Source organism: Rahnella sp. ChDrAdgB13 (genome assembly GCF_017655185.1).
Taxonomy (GTDB): Bacteria; Pseudomonadota; Gammaproteobacteria; order Enterobacterales; family Enterobacteriaceae; genus Rahnella; species Rahnella contaminans.
In genome coordinates, this window is sequence record NZ_JAEMGT010000062.1 from 28,060 (window position 1) to 48,764 (window position 20,705).

Annotated in this window: 20 protein-coding genes and 2 pseudogenes; 9 read left to right on the forward strand and 13 right to left on the reverse strand. The window is 53.3% G+C overall.

All coding sequences use genetic code 11. From position 1 onward, the window contains the following. Positions 1-7: 7 nt before the first annotated feature. Positions 8-616 (reverse strand): HD family hydrolase, encoded by a 609-nt coding sequence (locus tag J8X26_RS16265; RefSeq protein ID WP_208951404.1) that lies wholly within the window; start codon positions 614-616, stop codon positions 8-10. 348 nt (positions 617-964) lie between these two features. Here J8X26_RS16265 and J8X26_RS16270 point away from each other — a divergent pair, with 348 nt between their 5' ends. Next, positions 965-1,609, forward strand: coding sequence for a hemolysin III family protein (locus tag J8X26_RS16270; RefSeq protein ID WP_208951405.1), 645 nt, complete (start codon positions 965-967; stop codon positions 1,607-1,609). A gap of 61 nt (positions 1,610-1,670) precedes the next feature. Here the strand turns inward: J8X26_RS16270 and J8X26_RS16275 are convergent, their stop codons facing one another. Further along, on the reverse strand, positions 1,671-2,951 hold the full coding sequence (locus tag J8X26_RS16275) for a lysine N(6)-hydroxylase/L-ornithine N(5)-oxygenase family protein (protein ID WP_152327787.1): 1,281 nt from the start codon (positions 2,949-2,951) through the stop codon (positions 1,671-1,673). A 152-nt stretch (positions 2,952-3,103) separates the two neighbouring features. Here J8X26_RS16275 and J8X26_RS16280 point away from each other — a divergent pair, with 152 nt between their 5' ends. Further along, complete coding sequence (locus J8X26_RS16280; RefSeq protein ID WP_152327788.1) at positions 3,104-3,985, forward strand: PhzF family phenazine biosynthesis protein; 882 nt, start codon at positions 3,104-3,106, stop codon at positions 3,983-3,985. Here the strand turns inward: J8X26_RS16280 and J8X26_RS16285 are convergent, their stop codons facing one another. Next, the gene (locus J8X26_RS16285) at positions 3,986-4,855 is read right to left on the reverse strand and encodes a LysR family transcriptional regulator (RefSeq protein ID WP_165059210.1); all 870 of its coding nucleotides are present in this window, start codon (positions 4,853-4,855) and stop codon (positions 3,986-3,988) included. A 201-nt stretch (positions 4,856-5,056) separates the two neighbouring features. Between J8X26_RS16285 and J8X26_RS16290 the strand changes: the two genes are divergently transcribed. The 3 genes from J8X26_RS16290 to J8X26_RS16300 are packed head-to-tail and all read left to right on the forward strand — an operon-like array spanning position 5,057 to position 8,750. After that, the gene (locus J8X26_RS16290; RefSeq protein ID WP_208951406.1) at positions 5,057-6,244 is read left to right on the forward strand and encodes a M20 family metallopeptidase; all 1,188 of its coding nucleotides are present in this window, start codon (positions 5,057-5,059) and stop codon (positions 6,242-6,244) included. A gap of 23 nt (positions 6,245-6,267) precedes the next feature. Further along, complete coding sequence (locus J8X26_RS16295) at positions 6,268-7,065, forward strand: transporter substrate-binding domain-containing protein (protein WP_152327791.1); 798 nt, start codon at positions 6,268-6,270, stop codon at positions 7,063-7,065. Then, positions 7,065-8,750: a M28 family peptidase gene (locus tag J8X26_RS16300; RefSeq protein WP_208951407.1), complete on the forward strand. Its 1,686-nt coding sequence runs from the start codon at positions 7,065-7,067 to the stop codon at positions 8,748-8,750. The genes J8X26_RS16295 and J8X26_RS16300 overlap by 1 nt, the downstream gene beginning before the upstream one ends. On the opposite strand, the gene J8X26_RS16305 is transcribed toward J8X26_RS16300, so the two are convergent. Continuing rightward, positions 8,734-9,288, reverse strand: a complete 555-nt coding sequence (locus J8X26_RS16305) for a helix-turn-helix domain-containing protein (RefSeq protein WP_208951408.1) — start codon at positions 9,286-9,288, stop codon at positions 8,734-8,736. The two genes, J8X26_RS16300 and J8X26_RS16305, sit on opposite strands and share 17 nt — an antisense overlap. An 85-nt stretch (positions 9,289-9,373) precedes the next feature. Here J8X26_RS16305 and J8X26_RS16310 point away from each other — a divergent pair, with 85 nt between their 5' ends. The 3 genes from J8X26_RS16310 to J8X26_RS16320 all read left to right on the forward strand — a co-directional run bounded on the left by J8X26_RS16310 (position 9,374) and on the right by J8X26_RS16320 (position 11,676). Next, positions 9,374-9,895, forward strand: a complete 522-nt coding sequence (locus J8X26_RS16310; protein ID WP_208951409.1) for a GNAT family N-acetyltransferase — start codon at positions 9,374-9,376, stop codon at positions 9,893-9,895. Positions 9,896-9,992: 97 nt separating this feature from the next. Then, positions 9,993-11,090, forward strand: coding sequence for a bifunctional DNA-binding transcriptional regulator/O6-methylguanine-DNA methyltransferase Ada (gene ada / locus J8X26_RS16315; protein WP_152327795.1), 1,098 nt, complete (start codon positions 9,993-9,995; stop codon positions 11,088-11,090). A 37-nt stretch (positions 11,091-11,127) separates the two neighbouring features. Then, positions 11,128-11,676 carry a GNAT family N-acetyltransferase gene (locus J8X26_RS16320; protein WP_244370625.1) on the forward strand — a complete coding sequence of 183 codons (549 nt, stop codon included), beginning with the start codon at positions 11,128-11,130 and terminating at the stop codon, positions 11,674-11,676. A 52-nt stretch (positions 11,677-11,728) separates the two neighbouring features. Here the strand turns inward: J8X26_RS16320 and J8X26_RS16325 are convergent, their stop codons facing one another. The 7 genes from J8X26_RS16325 to gatZ form a co-directional block, all read right to left on the reverse strand. Next, positions 11,729-12,433, reverse strand: a complete 705-nt coding sequence (locus tag J8X26_RS16325; RefSeq protein ID WP_165059220.1) for a GNAT family N-acetyltransferase — start codon at positions 12,431-12,433, stop codon at positions 11,729-11,731. A gap of 159 nt (positions 12,434-12,592) precedes the next feature. Beyond that, a complete protein-coding gene (locus J8X26_RS16330) occupies positions 12,593-13,447 on the reverse strand; it encodes a tagatose bisphosphate family class II aldolase (RefSeq protein WP_208951410.1) in 855 nt (284 codons plus the stop codon). Positions 13,448-13,451: 4 nt separating this feature from the next. Further along, entirely contained in the window at positions 13,452-14,501 is a 1,050-nt protein-coding gene (gene gatD, locus J8X26_RS16335) for a galactitol-1-phosphate 5-dehydrogenase (protein WP_208951413.1), read from the reverse strand. Between the two features lie 44 nt (positions 14,502-14,545). After that, the gene (locus tag J8X26_RS16340; protein ID WP_165059223.1) at positions 14,546-15,913 is read right to left on the reverse strand and encodes a galactitol-specific PTS transporter subunit IIC; all 1,368 of its coding nucleotides are present in this window, start codon (positions 15,911-15,913) and stop codon (positions 14,546-14,548) included. A gap of 3 nt (positions 15,914-15,916) precedes the next feature. Continuing rightward, complete coding sequence (gene gatB / locus J8X26_RS16345) at positions 15,917-16,201, reverse strand: PTS galactitol transporter subunit IIB (RefSeq protein WP_152327799.1); 285 nt, start codon at positions 16,199-16,201, stop codon at positions 15,917-15,919. A gap of 74 nt (positions 16,202-16,275) precedes the next feature. Next, positions 16,276-16,758, reverse strand: coding sequence for a PTS galactitol transporter subunit IIA (gene gatA, locus J8X26_RS16350; RefSeq protein ID WP_165059225.1), 483 nt, complete (start codon positions 16,756-16,758; stop codon positions 16,276-16,278). Beyond that, on the reverse strand, positions 16,751-18,046 hold the full coding sequence (gene gatZ, locus J8X26_RS16355) for a tagatose-bisphosphate aldolase subunit GatZ (protein ID WP_208951411.1): 1,296 nt from the start codon (positions 18,044-18,046) through the stop codon (positions 16,751-16,753). The genes gatA and gatZ overlap by 8 nt, the downstream gene beginning before the upstream one ends. Before the next feature lie 265 nt (positions 18,047-18,311). Between gatZ and J8X26_RS16360 the strand changes: the two genes are divergently transcribed. After that, complete coding sequence (locus J8X26_RS16360; protein WP_165059229.1) at positions 18,312-19,094, forward strand: DeoR/GlpR family DNA-binding transcription regulator; 783 nt, start codon at positions 18,312-18,314, stop codon at positions 19,092-19,094. 191 nt (positions 19,095-19,285) lie between these two features. On the opposite strand, the pseudogene J8X26_RS16365 reads toward J8X26_RS16360, so the two are convergent. Together J8X26_RS16365 and J8X26_RS27685 are read right to left on the reverse strand one after the other, a co-directional pair. After that, positions 19,286-20,066: pseudogene (locus J8X26_RS16365) on the reverse strand (ABC transporter substrate-binding protein). A 339-nt stretch (positions 20,067-20,405) separates the two neighbouring features. Next, a pseudogene (locus J8X26_RS27685) lies at positions 20,406-20,559 on the reverse strand (integrase arm-type DNA-binding domain-containing protein); the annotation flags it as partial. Between the last annotated feature and the right edge of the window lie 146 nt (positions 20,560-20,705).

Sequence of the window (20,705 nt, forward strand, 5' to 3'; positions counted from 1 at the left end):
GATTATATTACTTCAGCCAGCCCTGCTGATGGGCGTTATCCAGGTGGCCGCGGATATGCAGCCACAGTTCCGGGTGGATATCGGCGATAAAGGAATTACGCGCCAGAACCTGTTCCAGACGGATATTATTCTCCACCCAGCTCTGACCCTGATTATTCAGGTTCATGACCATCGGCATGACGCGGTCAATCACCAGCGCAAACCGCGCTTCCGGGGTTTCTCCGGCTTCGTACTCGTTCCACAAATCCAGAAATTGTGTGCTCAGCGGCGCAGGCAGTAATCCGAACAGGCGTTTGGCGGCGATCACTTCCTGATCGTGAACGGCGGCGCGGGCGGCGAGGTCATAAACGATGACGTCACCGGCGTCGATTTCGACGATGTCGTGGATTAGCGCGATGCGGATGACTTTATTGATATCCACGCCTTCCGGTGCGAAAGGTGCCAGTGACATGGCTGCCACGGCGAAATGCCAGCTGTGTTCCGCAGAGTTTTCCTGACGTTCGGTGCCCAGCACTTTTGTGCGGCGTTGCACGCTTTTCAGCTTGTCGATTTCCATCAGGAACTGAAAAACTTCGGTCATTGCGCCAAAATTCAGCGGGGAAGTTGCTACGGACATAGTCAAACCTTAGTCAAATTGACGGCATTATGAAGAGCATTATCAGAGATTTCCGGTACACCTTAATCGGTTGATGACAAAAAATCATGTTTTTGGGTGCGGAAAATGGCGCTGTCTTCAGAATGTCACACGGAGGAATTATAAACAAAGTGAATGAATTGAAGGGATTCCAGACAGAGGTAGAGTGAAATGATGATCCCGCTAAGAGACTGTTACATCGGGAAATACTCAATTTAGGCTTACAGGTGTACACTGGAATCATTCTCAGTTAATCTGCCTGTCGGCGTAATTTATAACCAGTGCCGGATTAACGTTATTTTATTGTTTTGCCTCGAGGGTTCTCATCGTATGGGTAAGTCATCACCACAGGGATATCCGTGGGCTGAAGAAATTGCTAACAGCCTGAGTCACGGCGTCGGGCTGGTGTTTGGGATTGTCGGCCTGGTCTTGTTACTGGTGCAGGCGAACAGCGTAAACGCCAGCGCAATGGCGATCACCAGTTATAGTTTGTACGGCGGCAGCATGATTTTGCTGTATCTGGCCTCCACGTTGTATCACGCCATTCCGCATCAGAAAGCCAAATACTGGCTGAAAAAACTCGATCACTGCGCGATTTATCTGCTGATTGCCGGAACTTACACGCCGTTCCTGTTGGTCGGGCTGAATTCTCCCCTGGCGAAAGGGCTGATGGCGGTCATCTGGGGCCTGGCGCTGTTTGGCGTAATTTTCAAACTGGCGTTTGCGCACCGTTTTGAAGTGCTTTCGCTGATCACCTACCTGACCATGGGCTGGCTGTCGCTGATTGTGATTTATCAACTGGCGACCAAATTGTCTCCTGGCGGTGTGACGTTACTGGCTGTGGGCGGCGTGGTGTACACGCTGGGCGTCATTTTCTATGCATCAAAACGCTTCCGTTTCGGTCACGCCATCTGGCACGGTTTTGTGCTGGGCGGCAGCGCCTGCCACTTTATGGCGATCTACTTCTACGTGTAGATAAAACGGCGAGTCAAACAAAAATGAAAGCGGAGTCTTGTGCTCCGCTTTTTTGTGCCTGCTATTCGCCTGACCACCACTGCACCAGCGACGGCACCGGGCGCAGATCGTAATGCGGTTCGCCCAGCAGATGGTTCAGGATTTTGGCCGAGCGCCACGCAGCCAGCGTCAACTGGCCTTCGGCGCTGCCGTGGCTGTGGATACCGGCATTCACCGCGTAAATCCGGTTCTGTTCCGGACCGTCCCAGCGCAGGTTGAAGTTGGGCAGCAACGGCAAATGTTGTTCGCGATCGTACGGAATTCTGTTGAGCATTGGCGCGAGATAATCCGGCAAACCGGGGCGATAACCCGTGGCGAGAATGACGATATCGCCGCTGAAATGTTCCTCGGATTTCTCCAGCCCGTGTTTCGCCTGCAAACTGAAATCCCCGGAAGCGTTGCGAACGATATGATCCAGCGCGCGGTGCGGCAGTAAACGCACGTTGCGCGGCTGATGCAACACGTCAAACCGGTGATACAGCTGCTTATAAATATCTTCCAGCGTGTGATAACTGATACCGTCGGAAGGCAGTTTCTGCGTTCTGATCTCCTGCTCACGCACGTCTTCGGGGAGCGTGTAGAAGTAATTCACATACTCGGGCGTGAAATATTCATTAGTGAAAATCGACTCATCCAGCGGCTGAAAATTCGGGCGTCGTGACAACCAGCTCAGTTCCGCGAATTCACCCCAGTGCCCGCCCAGGGCATTGAGAATAATGTCTGCGCCGCTCTGGCCACCGCCGACCACAATGACGCGTTTGCCGGTGAAATCTGGTTCGCGCAATTCAATTTCAGCCGCGTGGAAACAGTTTTCCCCCAGCGCCGCGCGTGCCGGTTTGGGGATCCACGGCGCATGGCCGGTGCCGAGGCAAATGTTGCGCGCGCGGTGCTCGCCTTTATCGCTCTGCACCACAAATTCCTGCTTTTTATCATCGAAATCAATACGCTCAATCGGCTCGGAAAAATGCAGACCGGGAATGCGGTCACACGCCCAGCGCAGATAATCTGAGAATTCATCGCGGCTGATGATCAGTTGTTCTGTCGCCAGAAAACGGTAAATCTTCTTCTGCTCAACCAGATAGTTGATAAAGGAGAATTCGCTGCGCGGTGCTACCGTCGTCACCAGATCCTGCAAAACGTAGGTCTGCATGGTGGCCGTTGGCAATAACATGCCGGGATGCCAGCTGAATTCCGGGTTGGCATCAAAAAAAGCCGTGTTAAGTTTCGCGGTATCCCTCGCCATGGCGGCCAGACTCAGATTAAACGGGCCGATGCCAATACCAATCAAATCCTTCGCGGGCATCTTTCTGTTCCTTATGTGTTTTAGAAAAGACAGTGAAGTGCTTTAAGCATAGGCCAGCCACCGCAAGCTGACATTTTTCTCGAAAATAGAAACAAAACTTCATAGACTCAGACACTTCGCCCGTTTCCAAAAGATGAACAAAAGGATCCGTTATGACCCGCCTGCGCCGTTTTAAACAAGTTGATGTGTTTACCGCTGAACCGCTGAAAGGCAATGCACTGGCCGTAATTCTGGATGCCGAAGGGCTGACCGACGCCGAAATGTTCGCCATGGCGCGCTGGACCAATCTTGCGGAAACCGCTTTTGTGCTTAAACCGGAATCGCCGGATGCCGATTACCGCGTCCGTATTTTTACCACCGACAAAGAGTTGCCGTTTGCCGGACATCCGACGCTGGGCACGGCGTACGCGCTGTTGCAAAGCGGCCTGAAGCCTAAAAATCCGGGGCATCTGATACAGGAATGCGGCGTCGGGTTGGTTCAGGTTAATCAGTTGTCCGAAGGCGGGCAGGCGTTTTCTGCACCGCCGGCGGTAATGAAACCGCTGGGGGCTGAACACAATGCGTTGCTGGAGACCGCGCTGCGCGGTGGCAAAATTCAGGCTGACGTCACGCCGGTGGCGGCTGACATGGGCATTATCTGGCTGGTGGTGCGCATGGAAAGCGCGCAGGATTGCCTGAATATCACGGCTGACGCAGCGGCCATCAGCGAGCTGCAAACGCGCCTCGGCGTGAACGGCATTGCGGTTTACGGTTTGCACGATAAAAACGGCCCGGCAGATTATGAAGTGCGGGCGCTGATCGACGAAGACGGCGTGCTGAAAGAAGATCCGGTCACGGGCAGCGCGAATGCCTGTCTGGCGCGGGTTTTGAAAGCCGGGGGATTCCCGGACGGTGCGCATATGGCCGAAAGTTACCGCGTCCGTCAGGGCACAAAACTTCAGCGAGATGGCCGTGTGACAGTCACTTTCGTGGACGGCGAACCGTGGATTGGCGGCGATACCTGCACGCTGATCGACGGCACGTTAGATCTCTGATCAGCGCGGCGTCAGCCCTTGTTGCGCCGTCTGTAACAGATGAATAAACGCCTGCCTATACGGCGTGGCATTGAGGTTATGGCGGTGCAGCAGCCAGGTGCGGTTCTTCACCGTCGTGCCATCGACGCTGACAGGCCGCCGGTAAAAATGCTCCGGCAGCGGTAAATATGTGGCGACAATCGCGTAGCCCAGCCCGTGCTCCACCATTGCCATACACACTTCGAGCTTATCGACTTCCATCGTGATGTTCGGCGCGTGCGAGAAATTGGCATTCCACCAGCGTTCAATCAGCTGCGTGACGTGCGCGCCGTGATGGATTTTTATCTGCGGCATGTGCGGAAGCAGCGCAAAATCAAAATCCTGACTGTTCACCAGCACATAGTCATCTTCTTCAATCAGGTGCTTACCTTCCTTCCAGTTAAAATCATCTTTCACCAGCGCCATATCAATCTCGCCGCGCAGCAGCTTTTGAATAATATCCTCGCTGAATCCGCTCATCAGGCTGACGCGGATCCCCGGATGCGTCTGGCGAAACTGGCTCAGCAAAGGCGGCAGACGATATGCCGCGTAATTGCTGGAAACGCCGAGCGAGATTTCCCCTTGTTGCGCCTGATCCAGGCTGTGCAGATTGAGTTTCAGTTGTTGTAAATCGCTGAGTACGGTCACCGCGTGCTGCGCGAGATATTCCCCCTGCGCGCTGAAAACCAGCCCCTTTTGCCCTTCTTCAAATAAACGGATAGCCAGTTTGCGTTCGATCTGACGCAGGCGATAACTCAGGGCGGGCTGCGAGGTGTAAAGCTGCTCCGCCGCGCGGGTAATATTTTTATGCTGATATACGGCGCGCAAAATCAGCCAGTCTTTTTCGTTCATGGATTTCCCCGGAGTACTGCCCGCAAAGTCGAATACCATAAAATAATTTTTGCGTAAAAAGGGCAACAGATAAAAAGGCTCAATTTGACCAAAATCCCTAAAAGCCCTATTTCTGGAAGGCATAGAGGCAAAACAACGCAACGGCCAATTCACGCTGTCAGAAAATAATTTTTGGCTTTGCACCATCGCAGGGAATAAAACATGTCGGTTTGCACTACAGAAGAACAAAAGGCCCAGATTATCGCTGCCGTCGATTTACTGGCGGCTCAGGCGACGGAACTGGCGATGAACATTCATGCCAATCCGGAGCTCAGTTTTGAAGAAGTGAATTCTGCGGCGGCGCTAATTGCGCCCCTGCGTGCGGCAGGTTTTGAGATTGAAGAAGAACTGGGCGGCTTGCCGACGGCATTCCGCGCCACTTATGACAGTGGTAAACCGGGGCCGGTGATTGCGTTACTGGCCGAATATGACGCGCTGGTCAATCTGGGCCATGCCTGCGGACATAACCTGATCGGCACGGCTTCCGTGACGGCAGCGCTGGCGCTGAAACAGGTTTCGCAGTTTCTGACGGGCAGGCTGGAAGTGATCGGCACACCGGCGGAAGAGGAAGGCGGCGGCAAAATTATCCTCAGCGACAAAGGCATTTTTGACGATGCCGATGCGGTGATGATGTTCCATCCACGCGATAAAACCATGGTGGTGCGCGGCGGGCTGGCGTGTGTCGATGCCGTCTTTAAATTTCATGGTAAAGCGGCGCATGCGGCGTCCGCGCCGCAAAACGGTATCAGCGCGCTGGATGCGGTCATCCACACTTTCAACGGGATCAACGCGTTACGTCAGCTTTTCACCGACGATGTGCGCGTTCACGGCATCATCACCGACGGCGGCAGCGCCACCAATATCGTTCCGGCCTACAGCGAAGCAAAATTCCTGATGCGCGCCGACACCGTGAAAGGGCTGGCCGCCGTGAAGCAAAAAGTCTTCGATGCGGCACGCGGCGCAGCGCTGATGACCGGCGCGCGGCTGGAAATCGAAGAAGGGCTGACCTATGCCGAACGCAACAACAACCTCACGCTGGCCGGATTCTTCCAGCAAAATCTGGAAGCAATCGGTGTTGAGGTCGTCCCGCCTCCGCTGAAAGGCGGCATCGGTTCCTCCGATATCGGCAACGTCAGCCAGATAACGGCGGCAATCCACCCGTATATCCGTATCGGCGATGTCCTTCCTCACACGCCGGAATTCGCGGTTGCTGCCGGTTCAGAAGCCGGGTTGCAGGGCATGTTACAGGCCGCCAAAGCGCTGGCGATGACGGCTCTCGATTTATGTCAGGACGACACAAAGCTCCGCGCAGTCAGAGAAGAATTTTCAAACTGGCAGTCAAAACAATAACTTTGGGAAGAGAGGACAGAATAATGATGAAAAAAACACTGGCGGCTGCCGTTCTGGCACTGACCTTTGGCAGCGCGATGGCTCACGCTGACGGTGAAACCCTGCGCGTCGCCGCCGACATGGGCTATCCGCCATTCCAGTACCGTGACGCCAGCGGGACGCCGACCGGTTTTGAAATTGATATCACCAACGCCATCTGCGACGTGATGAAAGTGAAATGCGAGTTCGTGGTCAGCAGTTTTGACGCCGAAATTCCTTCCCTGCTTGCCAAAAAAGTCGATTTTATTTCGCCACAGGGTGCGACAGAAAAACGTCGTAAAGTGATCGACTTCAGTGATTTCGTGTATCACATTCCGACCAGGCTGGTGGTGGCAAAAGGCAGCCCGCTGATGCCGACGCCGGAATCGTTGCAGGGTAAACGCATTGCGGTTCAGCAGGGATCGATTCAGGAAATGTACGCCAATACCTTCTGGCAGCCGAAAGGCGTCGATGTGGTGGCTTATGCCGATCAGGATACGATCTATCAGGATTTGGTCGCCGGGCGTTTAGACGGCGCGCTCAGCCCGGCGGTCGCCGTTACCTTCGGTTTCCTCAATAAGCCGGAAGGTAAAAACTTCGAACTGACCGGCCCGGAAGTGCGTGACGACAAAATATTTAGCGTCGGCTCCTCCTACGGCGTGCGCAAAGACGACGCCAAAATCAAAGCGTTGCTCAACGACGGGCTGGCAAAAATTAAGGCTGACGGCACCTGGGAGAAGATCAAGGTGAAATATTTCGGCCCGCTGGACATGTCCGTTCATCAGCAAGGGAAAGCCCAATAATGCCTCTGCGTCCGCCGGTTCGTGAACATTTACTGCCGCTGATGGACGGCCTGTTGCACGAGTTTTCCTCGCTGCACAGGCTTTCCGGTTGTGATGATGCTGAACTGGCGGCGCATCGGATGGTGTCGTTATTGCAGGAACAGGGGCTGGATGCGCGCCTGATGCATTGCCCGTTGTATCTCAGTGATCCGCTGGCCGGCAGCCTGGAATTGTCCGGCAAACCCGGCTGGCGCTGTGAAGCGAAAACCCGTTCATTTTCTGCGCATTGCCCGCAGGGCGTGGAAGGGCTGGCTTTTTATGACGCAGAAGCCTGCGCGCCGCGTAGCGATCTACAGTGGAAAGCGTGGGCGCAGAACGTAAAAGGCAAAATCGTGATCGCCGGTCAGGGCTTTGAAGATTACGTGCAACGGCTGTGTGCCGCCGGTGCGCTCGGGCTGATCCATATCTGGGGTTCTGCGGAATCCGCACTGCATGAAGAAACTGTCGGGCCGGTTTGGGGCACGCCGGAGCCGGATGATTTTTTGCGTTATCCGCGCCTGCCGGTGATTTCAGTCAATCAGCAGGGCGGCCAGCGGCTGCTGGCAGAGCTTCAGAATAACCCGAGGATGACCGTGAAAATGGCCACACAGCTGAATTATCACGTCGCCGAATGCAGCATGTCGGTGGTGGATATTCCCGGCAGCAGCCCGGAGTTTGTATTGCTGTCTTCCCACTACGATTCCTGGCATGAGGGCGTGACAGATAACGCGACCGGCAATGCGTTGTGTCTGGCGATGGCGATCCATTTTTATCAGCAGCGCGAGACGTTGTTGCGCGGGCTGCGGATTATCTGGTGGCCGGGGCATTCCAATGCCCGTTATGGCGGCTCGACGTGGTACGCCGACCGTTACCGCCAGCAGCTGAAACAACATTGTGTGGCGCATATCAACGTGGATTCGCCGGGATGTCTGGACGCCGTCAATGTGGTGCTGAATGCCAGCGGTTCTGAATCGCATGCGTTCTTAAACGCCGCCGTTGAAGCCGTGACCGGCGAACCGTCGCTGCGCATTACCGCACTGGGAAAAGGCGGCGACCAGTCATTCTGGGGCTGCGGTTTACCGCTGCATTTTGCCTTCCGCGAAGTGCCTCAGGAAAAAACGACGCAGTCACCGGGCAGCGGTGGCGGCTGGTGGTGGCACACGGAAGCGGACACTTACGATAAGGTGGACCTGAATATTCTCTGGCGCGATACGCAAATTCACGCGCACTGGCTGGAAGTTTTACTGACGCAGCCCGTGCTGCCGCTGGATCCGCTGGCGTATCTTGACAGTTTGCAGCACTCCCTCACGCAGCTGATCGCGGTTATTTCACCGGAATTCGACCTCGCGACGGTGGCTGAAAAACTCAGGCAATTGCAACCTGAACTGGAGAAACTGACGACACGCTGGATGGCGGATCCGCTCGTCTGGCAGCCGCAGTTAAAGCGTGTCATCGCGGATTTACATCGCCTGCGTTACAGCTCGGTTGATGATTTTCACTATGATCTGAGTTATCGCGGCGGCGCGTTTCCCGGCTTTCAGGAGCTGGCGTCAGCCCGCGAAAATACGTCGCCCGAGATGTGGCTGATGATGACCACGCGCTTCTGGCGCCAGCGGGATCGCGCATTGGCGCTGATTGAAAACGCAGACGCTATTTGTCGCTCATAACGAGCAGATAGCGACAAGGCTGCGAACCTGGATTAGTGAATGTGATAGGCAAATCGACGCCAAACGTCAGGGCATCACCGGTGGCCATCGCGTAGTTTTCATCCCCGTAACGGATATCCAGCGTGCCTTCTACCATCCACAGGCGCTGCTTGTAAGCCTGCTGATGCCAGCCGGGATAGCTGACGCGCGCTCCGGCTGGAAGGGTAATTTCCACCAGTTCGGGCGCACCATTTTCTTCATGCGCGGTCACCTGGCGGCGCAGATAACCAATATCCGGATCCTGCCAGACTTCCTGATTCGCCTGCGGGCGCAGCGGGGCGGGCTGCGGGTTTTCTTCTGAGAGCAACTGTGCCAGCGACACGCCGAGGCTGGCCGCCAGACGCCCCAGAAGGCTGGCGCTCGGGCTGCTGTCCTGCCGTTCAATTTTCGAAATCATCGCTTTACTGACCCCGGAATTGTTTGCCAACTGTTCGAGGCTCAGCCCCTGAGTTTTTCGTAATGATTGCAGACGTGTAGCGATCAACTGGTCGATTGACATATCAGGCGTTCCGTTGTTTACTTTTGTGGAATTTAATCCACTATAGTGGAAATTAAACCATAACGGAAGCGAAGGGGAACATCTGATGAAACTGATTGCCTGTAATGAACATCAGCACGCGGTGCCGATTTTGGATATTTTTAATGATGCCATTATGACTTCAACGGCTTTATATGATTATAAACCGCGCCATATCGACAGTATGACCTCATGGTTTGCCACTAAACTGATCAATAATTTCCCGGTTATTGGCCTCGAGGATGAAGAAGGGACGTTGCTGGGATTCGCCAGTTACGGCACGTTTCGCGCGTGGCCAGCGTATAAATATTCGGTCGAACACTCTATTTATATTCACAAAAGTCATCGTGGAAAAGGGCTGGGAAAAGTGTTGCTCAATGCACTCATTGACGCGGCACGCGAGCGCGATGTCCATACACTGATTGGTGCGATCGACGCGGCAAACGGTGGCAGCATTGCGTTGCATGAGAAGAACGGATTTACCCACACAGGAACGATTAAACAGGCCGCCTGGAAATTTGACCGCTGGCTGGATCTGGCCTTTTATCAGTTGATCCTTGATACGCCTTCAGCGCCGTTTGGAGGCTGAAAACGGCGGGTTGAATGAGAAAGCAAGCGCCGGAGGGCGCACGGTGATTTCAGGGCATAAGCTGTGAATCATCCAGTCGGGAAATGTGAGGCAGACCATGTCAGCTAAAGCGCAAGTTCGTCACGAAGCGTTATCGGGAAGTGCGGAAAGTCATCAGGCGCAGGATCCGCGCTGGCAGGCGGTTGTCAGTTGCGATGCGAAGGCCGACGGCCAGTTTGTGTATGCGGTAAAAACCACCGGTATTTACTGCGCGCCTTCCTGTCCATCACGCCAGCCAAATCCGCAAAATATTGAATTCTACGACAATGCCGAAGCTGCCGAACAGGCCGGTTTCCGCCCGTGCAAACGCTGCCGTCAGGGGCTTATTTCACTGGCGCAGTTTCACGCTCAGCGCGTGGCACAGGCATGCCGGCTGCTTGAACAGTCAACCGAAATGCTCACGCTGAACCAGCTGTCGGCAGAAGTCGGCATCAGCGCTTACCATTTTCATCGTATTTTCAAAGCCCAAACCGGTGTGACGCCAAAAGAATATCAGCAGGCGCAGCGCACGCGCCGCGTTCGTGAAAAGCTGGCCGATGCGGCGACAGTGACCGAAGCGGTTCACTCCGCCGGGTATTCATCCGATGGCCGGTTTTATGAAACGTCGGGCACAGTGCTGGGCATGACGCCGCAGTCATTCCGTGCCGGTGGCCGTGATGTTCGCGTGTGGTTTGCCATCGGGCATTCTTCGCTGGGCGAGATTCTAGTGGCTGAAAGCCAGCGTGGAATTTGCGCCATTTTGCTGGGCGATGATCCGGAAAAGTTGATCGCTGAATTGCAAAACAGTTTTCCGCAGGCTGAACTAGTGGGAGGCGATCCTGATTTTGAGCAGCGTATTGCCGTGATCGTCGGCTTTGTCGAACAGCCGCAAATCGGGTTGGATTTGCCACTGGATATTCGCGGTACGGCTTTTCAGCAGCGCGTCTGGCAGGCATTGCGCGATATTCCAGCCGGAACGACTGCCAGCTACGCTGATATCGCCCGCAAAATTGGCTCGCCAAAATCCGTTCGCGCCGTTGCCGGTGCCTGTGCGGCGAACCTGCTGGCCGTTGCCATTCCCTGCCATCGCGTCGTGAAAACAGACGGGAATATTTCCGGCTACCGCTGGGGCGTGGAAAGAAAGCGTTCATTGTTAGCTCGGGAAGAAAAAGCCTGACTATACTCAGCTGACTTTTCTGCCACCGGATTTTTTGATGACGAGGGACGCCGTGCCTGCTTTTTCTTTGCGCGAAGCTGCGCCAGAAGATATTGATGAACTCGCCAGATTGCACGTCGCTATCTGGCGTGAAACCTACTGCAAACTGGCCCCGGCGGAGGCATTCGCTGCGCTGGATGTGCAACGTCGTAAAGCTTTCTGGCAGGATAAGTTTGATCATCCCGCTGTGGGGCAGGGTATTTTTCTGGCAGAAGTAAACGGAAAACTGGCCGGTTTTTGCCTTGCCTCGGCGTCATCTAACCCTGATTTTGGCGAGATGGCCGAAATCAAATTCCTGTATGTTTCCGGCGATTTTAAACGTCAGGGCCTCGGTAAACGGTTAATCAGTAAAGCGGCTCAGCATCTTATTACCGCGGGATATCGCAGCGTCGGGCTGGGCGTAGTGGAAGGCAACGAACCGGCAATCCGTTTTTACAGTGCGCTGGGTGGCCGCGAAGCGGGGCGGTATACCGACTTGGGGCCGCTCTGGCGTTCGCGAAATATCATTTATGCGTGGCCGGACATTACGTTGCTGTCTGCCGTGTAAATTCGCTAAGCAAAGAAAGTGCCCGCGTCAGTGAATTCCGCGGGCTATGTTTTTATTTACGTAGTTCTTCCAGACGCTGCTTCTGCTGACCTTCAGCAGAGAAGTTATCGGCGCTCAGCCAGCGGTCAAATGCCGTTTTAGATTCTGGCCATTCGCTGTCGATGACTGAATACCAGCAGGTATCACGGTTGTGGCTTCGCAGGACGATAGCCTGACGGAATGTACCTTCGTACTGAAAACCAAAGCGTAATGCTGCCTGTTTAGACGGTTCATTCAGGCTGTGGCATTTCCATTCGCAGCGGCGGTATTTCAGCGTATCGAACAGATAACGTTGCAGCAGATAAATCGCTTCCGTGCCGAAACGCGTGCGTTTCATCAGCGGTGACCAGTTTACCCAACCAATTTCCGCAACACCGTTCACCGGGTCGATGCGCATCAGCGATACGCTGCCAACGGCACGGCCTGTAGCGTTATCCACAACGGCGAAAAACAACGGATCTTCACTTTTGACCTGCTGCGAAATAAACAGATCGCATTCAGCCTGCGTTGCCGGACGGTCAACAGAAAGATAGGTCCAGTCACTGCCGTTATCAATGCTGTGCCAGGCGTTAAACAGATCCTGGCTGTGGAGTTCGCAACTCAGTGGCTCAAGGCGACACCAGGTGCCGTTAAGCTGAACGCGTGACGGACGTTCACGAGGCTGCCAGTCGGGAAGGGCGTCGCCCACGGGCTGGCCAAAGTGGTTGAGGGTTGTCATCATCTTTTCCATTTCACTATCAGAGAGCTTTCCATAAAATCAGAATGGTGATTGGGCTGCAACCGGTGAGATGCCAAAGAGTTGAAAAGCGGAGAAAAAACCTCCGCTTTAAATTCATTAAGGCGGTAAACCTCATGCTGGTTATAAACCTATTCCCCGTTATAAACGGCCAGCGCTGCCACAGACTTTTATCTTTTCCTCCACTACTTTTTGCATAGCCAGCTTTCCGGGAACGATATATTTGCGCGGATCGTTCGCGTCAGGATGCGCTGTAAAATAGTCTTTCACTGCATCGGCAAAGGCAATTTTCAACTCTGTCGCCACATTGACTTTGCAGATCCCCAGCGCAATCGCCTCATGGATCATGTCATCCGGGATCCCGGACGCGCCGTGCAACACCAGGGGAATATCGACCCGTTGACGAATTTGCTCCAGACGGCGGAAATCCAGTTTGGGCGTGCCCAGATATAAGCCGTGTGCTGAACCAATGGCGACCGCCAGCGAATCGATACGGGTGGATTCCACAAAGTGCCTGGCGACAACCGGATCAGTAAAGAAGCTGTCGCCTTCCTCAACGACCAGATCATCCTCCTGCCCGCCAAGCCGCCCGAGTTCGGCCTCTACGCTCGCGTCAAAGGCATGGCATAAACGCACCGCATCGCGCACCTTTTCAATGTTTTCTGCCAGCGGAAAATGTGAGGCGTCGATCATGACGGATCGGATCCCCGAGCGGACTTTCGTCCCGATGTCTTCCAGTTCCTCATGATGATCAAGATGCAGTGCCAGCGGAATACGGTTTTTCCGTGCCGCTTCCTGACATATCGAAATCAGGTACCGGGTTCCCGCATAGCTGAATGTGCCGGGCGTTCCGGCGAGTATCACCGGAGAGCTCATCGCGGCCGCCGTTTCGGCCACAACCTGTATCGTTTCCATATTGTGGATATTGAATGCCGGAACCGCATAACCTTCGCGCTGTGCCGCCAGCAGCATTTCTCTGTTTGAGATCAGATACATGAATTTAGCTCCTTGTTAAATCTAGCAGGATTTTGCCCGCCATAGGTTTTCCTTTCAGGGCGGTAACTTCTTTGGCAAATTCCTTCGGGTCACCAAGACAGCCAATGAGTGGTGTCAGATTTATTTTCTGTTCCGCGAAAAGCTGCGTTGCCAGCTGCCATTCACTGCCGGGCCAGGGCGCGGAATAATTCATCCAGCTGCCGAGTAACGTCAGCTCTTTACGCAAGATATGGCTGAAGGTTGCCACATTCAGGGTCAGATCTTTATGCAGCGTACCGACCAGCGCGACCTGCGCTTTCGGGCCCGCAATGTCGAGAGCCATCGCGACGGTTTGCGGCGTACCAGCGGTTTCGATAATCAGCTGATTAAAACGACGCTCCTGACTTTGCTGGCGGATTTCGTCAGCGTTCAGCATGGCGCTGTTGAAGCTATGGCTTGCACCGGTTTCCAGAGCAAGCGCCAGCCGCTGAGGGTTGATGTCTATGGCGGTCACGGAACGCGCACCCAGGGCGCTTGCGGCCTGAATGACCAACTGACCGATCGTCCCCGCACCAATCACGACGACTTCTTTGCCTTCACAACCACCGGCCAGTTTCAGTGCGTGTAAACCTACGGTGATCGGTTCCAGAAATGCGCCCTGCAACAGAGAAGCGTTTTCCGGCAGCCGGAAGAGATTTTTTCTCGGCGCGACCACATATTCCGCATGGCCGCCATCGCGGCGGGAGCCGATAAACTGGTAGTGCTTACATTGTGAGTAGGCTTCTTTCTTGCATTCTTCACACTGGAAGCAGGGGAGAAGAGGAACGCACGCCACAGCATCACCTTCCTGTAAATCATGAACTTCGCCACCTGTACTGACCACGTAACCACTGAATTCATGGCCGAGCGTGATCGGATAATAATGCGAAGAGTTGGCGAAAATACGCGGAATATCAGAGCCGCACAGGCCGGAATACGCAACGCGAACTAACACATCATCGGGCGCGCTTAATACAGGATTTGCTTTTTCCTCGACGGTAATTGTTCCGCCCTGATGTACAACTACAGATTGCATCATTGTTTCCTTAAGGCGGAGGTAACTCTCCGCCTGGATGAGGGTTAAGCGCTGGCCAGTGCAGCCGCTGCCAGTTTTTCAGCCCGGGTAAAATTACGGGCGCGTCGCCATGTGAGGAATACACCCACGGCGTAAATGATGCCGATGATGCTGAGCCCCGCGATGTTTTTCAGCGTACAAAGTTGGATCAGAAGATAGGTAATCGGAGAACCGCCCTGATCCATGGATGCCACCCGGCCACCGGCCGTGAGAGCACCGGCATTTGCCGCGAGCTGAGTGTGCAAGTCGATGGTCTGCGTCGCAATCCAGAGGGTAATACTCATGATGATGCAGCCCGAAATCAGCGTGCGGAACAGGTTCCCCTGATGCACGGCAACAGCAATCGCCACAAAGAAACCGATAGTTGCCAGATCCCCAAACGGCAGAACCTGATTTCCCGGTACCAGCACCGCAATCAAAATCGTTAATGGAATAAAGATCAGGCTGGCGGATACGACGGCGGTATGGCCGAGCAAAAGCGCAGGATCCAGACCAATCAGGAATTCCTGTCCACCGAAACGGGCTTGCAGTCGTGTACGGGCATGGCGGGCAATAGGTGTTAACCCATCCATGATCGGTTTAATCACCCGCGGCATCAGCAGCATGACGGCAGCCGTTTTGACGGCCAGCTGCAATACGCCTTTGATGTCATATCCGGCGAGATAACCAATAATCAGACCCATCACAAAACCCACGGTGACGGGTTCTCCGAACGGGCCAAAGCGTTTCTGAACATCGTCGGCGCTGAAGTGGATTTTGTTCAGACCCGGGATTTTCTCAATAAGGGTATCGACCAGCACGGCAATCGGGCCAAGATAAGCCGAGGAGCCGTGCGGGATTGCGATGCCTTCAAGGTTGAAGAAATCGCGGGTATCTTTCGCAAACCAGTCGCCCAGTTTGTAGATGAACGCCGCGTGAACCACGACGCCCATGATCCCCAGCCAGTATGATCCGGTTGCCAGATGCAGCATGGCGCCGGTGAATGTCATGTGCCAGATGTTCCAGATATCGACGTTGACGACGCGTGTCATGCGGGTCAGCAGCATCACGATATTCACCCCGATAGCAATCGGAATGGCAACCAGCGCAATCTGGGAAGCCCAGGTCATCGGTGATGAACCCGGCCAGCCAATATCCACCACTTGCAGGTTGATTTCAAAATGCTCGGCCATCGCTTTTGCCGCAGGTCCGATGGAATCGAGCATAAGGCCAATGACCAGACCGATCCCGACGAAGCCGATGCCAATGTGAATGGCTGATTTAAATGAGTCCCCCAGTTTCATGCCCAATATCAGGGAGAAAATGATGATGACACCGGGCAACATGACTGTCGGCCCGAGGTCGAGGATGTAGCGCATTATTTCGGTAAACATGGCTTACTCCTGCAACAGGGTCAGTATTTGCTCACGCAACGCATCCATGCCGACGCCAGAAATGAACGGCATCCCATGTACCAGCGGAATTGTGCCGAACTTGCGGTCAACTCTGGCCGTGGTGCAAATCAGATGCGCACCGTCCATGTAGGTTTCGATCTCAGTGACGCGGCACTGGACGAGATCCACTTCAATATTGTGTGCCGCGCATAACTCTTTGATTTCCTCTGCTGCCAGAGTGGAAGTGGCAACGGCTCCGCCACAGGCGACAATGATTTTTCGCTTCACGGTAAGGCTCCTTGATGCTTTGTTTTAATGTTTTTAAGTAAGGTGTAGAGGAGATGCTTCTGTTGCTAACGGCTTCAGATATAAACGGGAGAAATTTTCTCTTCAGCCGGTAAGAAAACCTGTTGCTCAAAGAGGGATGCCAGCTGATTTTCTGGCGCAGTAAGCAGTTTTTCTAAAAATTCCGGCTTCTGTAGTTGACTGAAAAGTTGACGTAACAAGCTCAGCTGTTCTGACGGATGTGTGACGATAAGCGCCACTATCAGAGACGCAGAAACGGTGCCTTCATCATCAGCCTGAAAGAATTCAACGGGAGCATTCGGGCGAATCAGGTAGATAGCCGGGCTCCGGGCATGGCTGGCTTCGCAGTGCGGAATAGCGACTGCATGCTCTTCAAGCTGAATGCCCGTCGGGAATTCAGCCTCGCGATTCAGAAGCGCCCGCGGGTAGGTGCTTTCAACCACACCGGCTTTGACCATGCTTTCTCCGATGTGGGCCAGCGCTTCGCGATGATCTGTAAAGGCAATATTTGTTTTGACGAAGATTTCGCAGTTAAGCATTGCAGCGGGCCTCCGCGCTGACGGGCTGCAGGGAACAGCCGTAATGGTAGGCGCGCAGAACGTCCTGAATTTTATCGATAATCAGTTCGTGAGGATCGCTGGTCAGTTTATTCGCCATCACCCGTTCAAATTGCGCAGGAAGATATTGGCTCAACAGGCCCAGCGGGATTTCTACTGATTTTAAATTGGCGACCAGCGCTTCCATAGCCCGGTTGATGCGGGCATTGGGCCAGTAATAACGAATGCGATCTGAAAGGCTGAAATGCAGGTCGATCAGCGAAAGGCTGAATGTCGGGTTGTAGTATTTTTTCCAGTAAACCGGTTCGTCCAGCATGACACCGTCGATCACGGTCAGTATCTGGCTGCGGGATTCGGGGGCGATCAGCACCTGTTCGATATTCGCCAGAGCAAAAACGGCTTCACGAAGGGCAAAGGTTAACGCAGGCCCGACTTTAAGAATGGCAAAGTGATCCTTAACCAGATGACGATAGGATTCTCGGGTTTGGTAATCGGTTGAATGTGCTTCATAAACCAGTGGAGTCGTTGTTATATAAGCCGATAATCCTTCAGCGAGTTTCGGCTGATAGTGGATCACACGGCTATGATCAAACTCTACACCTGGCTGCACAACAACGGCGATGATCCGCTCAATTGCCGCCTCAAGCCCCATTTCCCTGAAAGCCTGATGATGCATTTCGAGCGTAGCTTGCGCGTCTTTCGACTCGGTCACATGAACGTGCTGAATAGCAGAAGCTTCTCCGCCAGGGACCGGAACTTCGGTGCCAATGACGTAGGTCAACGAGCATTTTTGCAGGGGGGTTGCAACACGTTCGGCCACCTGACATAAACGCGCTGCACGCTGAGCGACAACGAAAGGATCAAGCGGAACCGGATCGTCTTTGCATGACATTGAGGCGTCCAGATGGATCTTGCTGAAACCTGCTTCAACATATTGCGCTATCAGCACCTCTGCCTTAGACATTGCACTTTCAGCATCCTCATTTTGCCAGCAGTTTGGCCCCAGGTGGTCCCCTCCCAGAATGAGTCGCTGCACCGGGAATCCGACTTTTTCCGCAATCGCGAGAACGAAATCGCGAAAATCGATCGGCAGCATTCCTGTATAGCCACCAAACTGGTTCACCTGATTAGAGGTGGCTTCGATCAACACTTTACGATCGGTGCGGAGATCTTCCCGCAAGGCGGCCTCGATCACCAATGGATGTGCAGAGCAGACAGAACAAATCCCGGTACTTTCGCCTTGCTTATGTTTTTCGATAATATCTTTCATTTTGGCCTCCGTTTGTTTTCGAAGATACTCATATCATTTCGAAAGCCAAACAATAGCGTTTTACAGAATTCGTGACAGCGATCGAAATATTTCGTAAGATTGTTGCATTCGTTTTCTTTCGTCTTCCGGAGCGTGCCGTAATATGAAAGCAATCAAAGCCTGGCGGGCAAGGTGATATCACGTTTCACAATGTCGGTATTTTTTCTCCTCTTAATGACGCCTTTTGTTTACACTGTCCGCAATACAGTCTTTCGGATCCTTAATCATGAATACTTATGATAGACGTAACAAAATCATTGATTTAGTGAATCAAAACGGCACCGTCATGGTCGCCGAGCTTTCGAGTTCTTTCGACGTTTCTGAAGTAACAATCCGTTCTGACTTGGGTCTACTGGAACAAAAGGGCGCTCTGACGCGTTTTCATGGCGGCGCGGCGAAACGCGACGCTTCGATGGCCGATCTGACGGGATTGCCGCAAGATGAAATGGTGCTTGAAGAACGTTATTTGCAGGCCAGTGATCCTAAAAAACGTATAGCTCAGGCTGCGGCAGGATTGGTAAAACCCGGAGATACCGTCATTCTCGACAGTGGCAGCACAACCATGTTGCTGGCGGAAGAGCTGGTAAAATCAGGCGACATCACCGTTATCACGAACAATCTGCCAGCTGCGTTTGTTTTATCTGAAAACCCCGATATCACGCTGGTGGTCTGTGGTGGAACGTTGCGGCATAAAACACGCTCTTTGCATGGAAACATTACGGAATATGCCTTGCAGGGAATCGTCGCCAATCTGATGTTTGTGGGCGCGGACGGTCTGGACGCCGCAACAGGCATCACCACATTTAATGAGGGCTACAGCATCAGCGGCATTATGGCTGCCGCTGCTCAGCGGGTTGTCGTTGTCACTGATTCGACTAAGTTTGGCCGTCGCGGATATAACCTGGTGTTGCCGATGGAAAAAATCGACACAATCATTACGGACACGGATATCCGTGATGAAGCTTTGCTGGCACTTAGGCAGACGTCGGCGGATCTCATGTTGGTGTAACCTTTTCGGATAACGTTTATCGGTGAGGCTGACTTTAGGCTGATAGCCGGATCAGTGAAACGGAAAGGTTTGAGGATTGCGGAGGTTCACGAAAACAATCTTCTGCATTGCAGTTTCTGGCAGGTGGTATTGGAATCCATCCCGCAAATATTGAGCCGCATGGTTAGCCACATGCGGCCTGATGAAAGGAATTACGGCTTTTTGGTGTAGACCTCAAACGTGAAGTATTTCTTTTCCAACGTCTGGTAAGTCCCGTTTTTATGGATTTCTGCCAGCGCATTATTGATAAGTGTCAGGTGCGCCTGATCATCTTTACGCAGCCCGATAGCCGTTCCTTCGCCCAGATAACGGGTGTCGTTTAACGGCTTGCCAGCAAAGGCATAATCTTTGCCTTCAGGCGTTTTCAGAAAGCCGGTTTCGGCTGCCGCCGCGTTAGTCAATGTCACGTCGATACGGCCAGAGGCCAGGTCCTGATTCACGAAATCCTGATTCTGATAGGATACGACGTTCACGCCTTTCTTCTGCCATTCGCCTTGCGCATACGCTTCCTGCGTAGTTCCCTGAGCGACGCCGACGGTTTTGCCTTGCAGCGATTCCGCCGTCGGTTGCAGGCCACTACCTTTTTTCGCAATCAGCACACTGGGAACGTGATAAAGCATGTCGGAGAAAGTGACCTGTGTTTTGCGTTTTGGCGTCATAGACATGGCGGAAAGTACGGCATCAAATTTTTTAGCATTTAGGGCAGGAATTATTCCGTCATACGCGGTTTCAACCCACTCCACATTTAACCTTAGCCTGCTGACAGATAGCGTTGCCCAGATCGATATCAAAACCGATCAGCTTACCGTCCGGTGCTTTGGATTCAAAAGGGGGAAACGACGGATCTACGCCGAAACGCAATGTTGTTTCAGCCTGTGCAAAACCGCTGGTAGCCGCCAGCGCCAGAAGGGACAGCAGTATGTTTTTCTTCACAAGTAATCTCCTGATGGTGCCAAAAAAACAAACCCCCGCAGCTAAAGGCGAGGGTAAAAGTGATGCTTTCATATTTCGAATATGACGATTCAATAAGTCAGGGTCAAGCGCCAAACATCTGCGCAAAACGGGCACTAGTCGAAGATGGCCGCAATAAGATACCCGGCCGCTATGGAAAACGACTATCCGCATAAATGGATGAGATAAATGTCGTGTTATAGATGAAAAACAAAAGGATAGACTGCGATGACTCAACGGAGATGTTGCAATAAAAAAGCCGCAAACCCTTGCGGGGTGCGGCTTTCTTTGCGTATCTGGTAATAACCGAAACCTTTTGTGCACTTCTCGGGCATCAGCCAGTGAACGTGCAGAATAAGCGCCAAGGCAGATCAATGGTGCGTTTTGATGTGTTAGGAACCAGATAGAGGAAACGCCAAATTTTCTTGCCGTTGGTTTTGACCAGGAGAAAGAGTCCGTCACCGTCACGCAAGGATCTTCCCTAATTGGTATACGTTTATTGGTATATATCTTAGCGTATACCAATAGACGCCGGTTTCAGGCGGATCTTGGCTTTGTTGAATAAATCGAACTTTTGGCCGTAATCAGGATCAGATCACCACATTCCCGATCCTGTAGCGG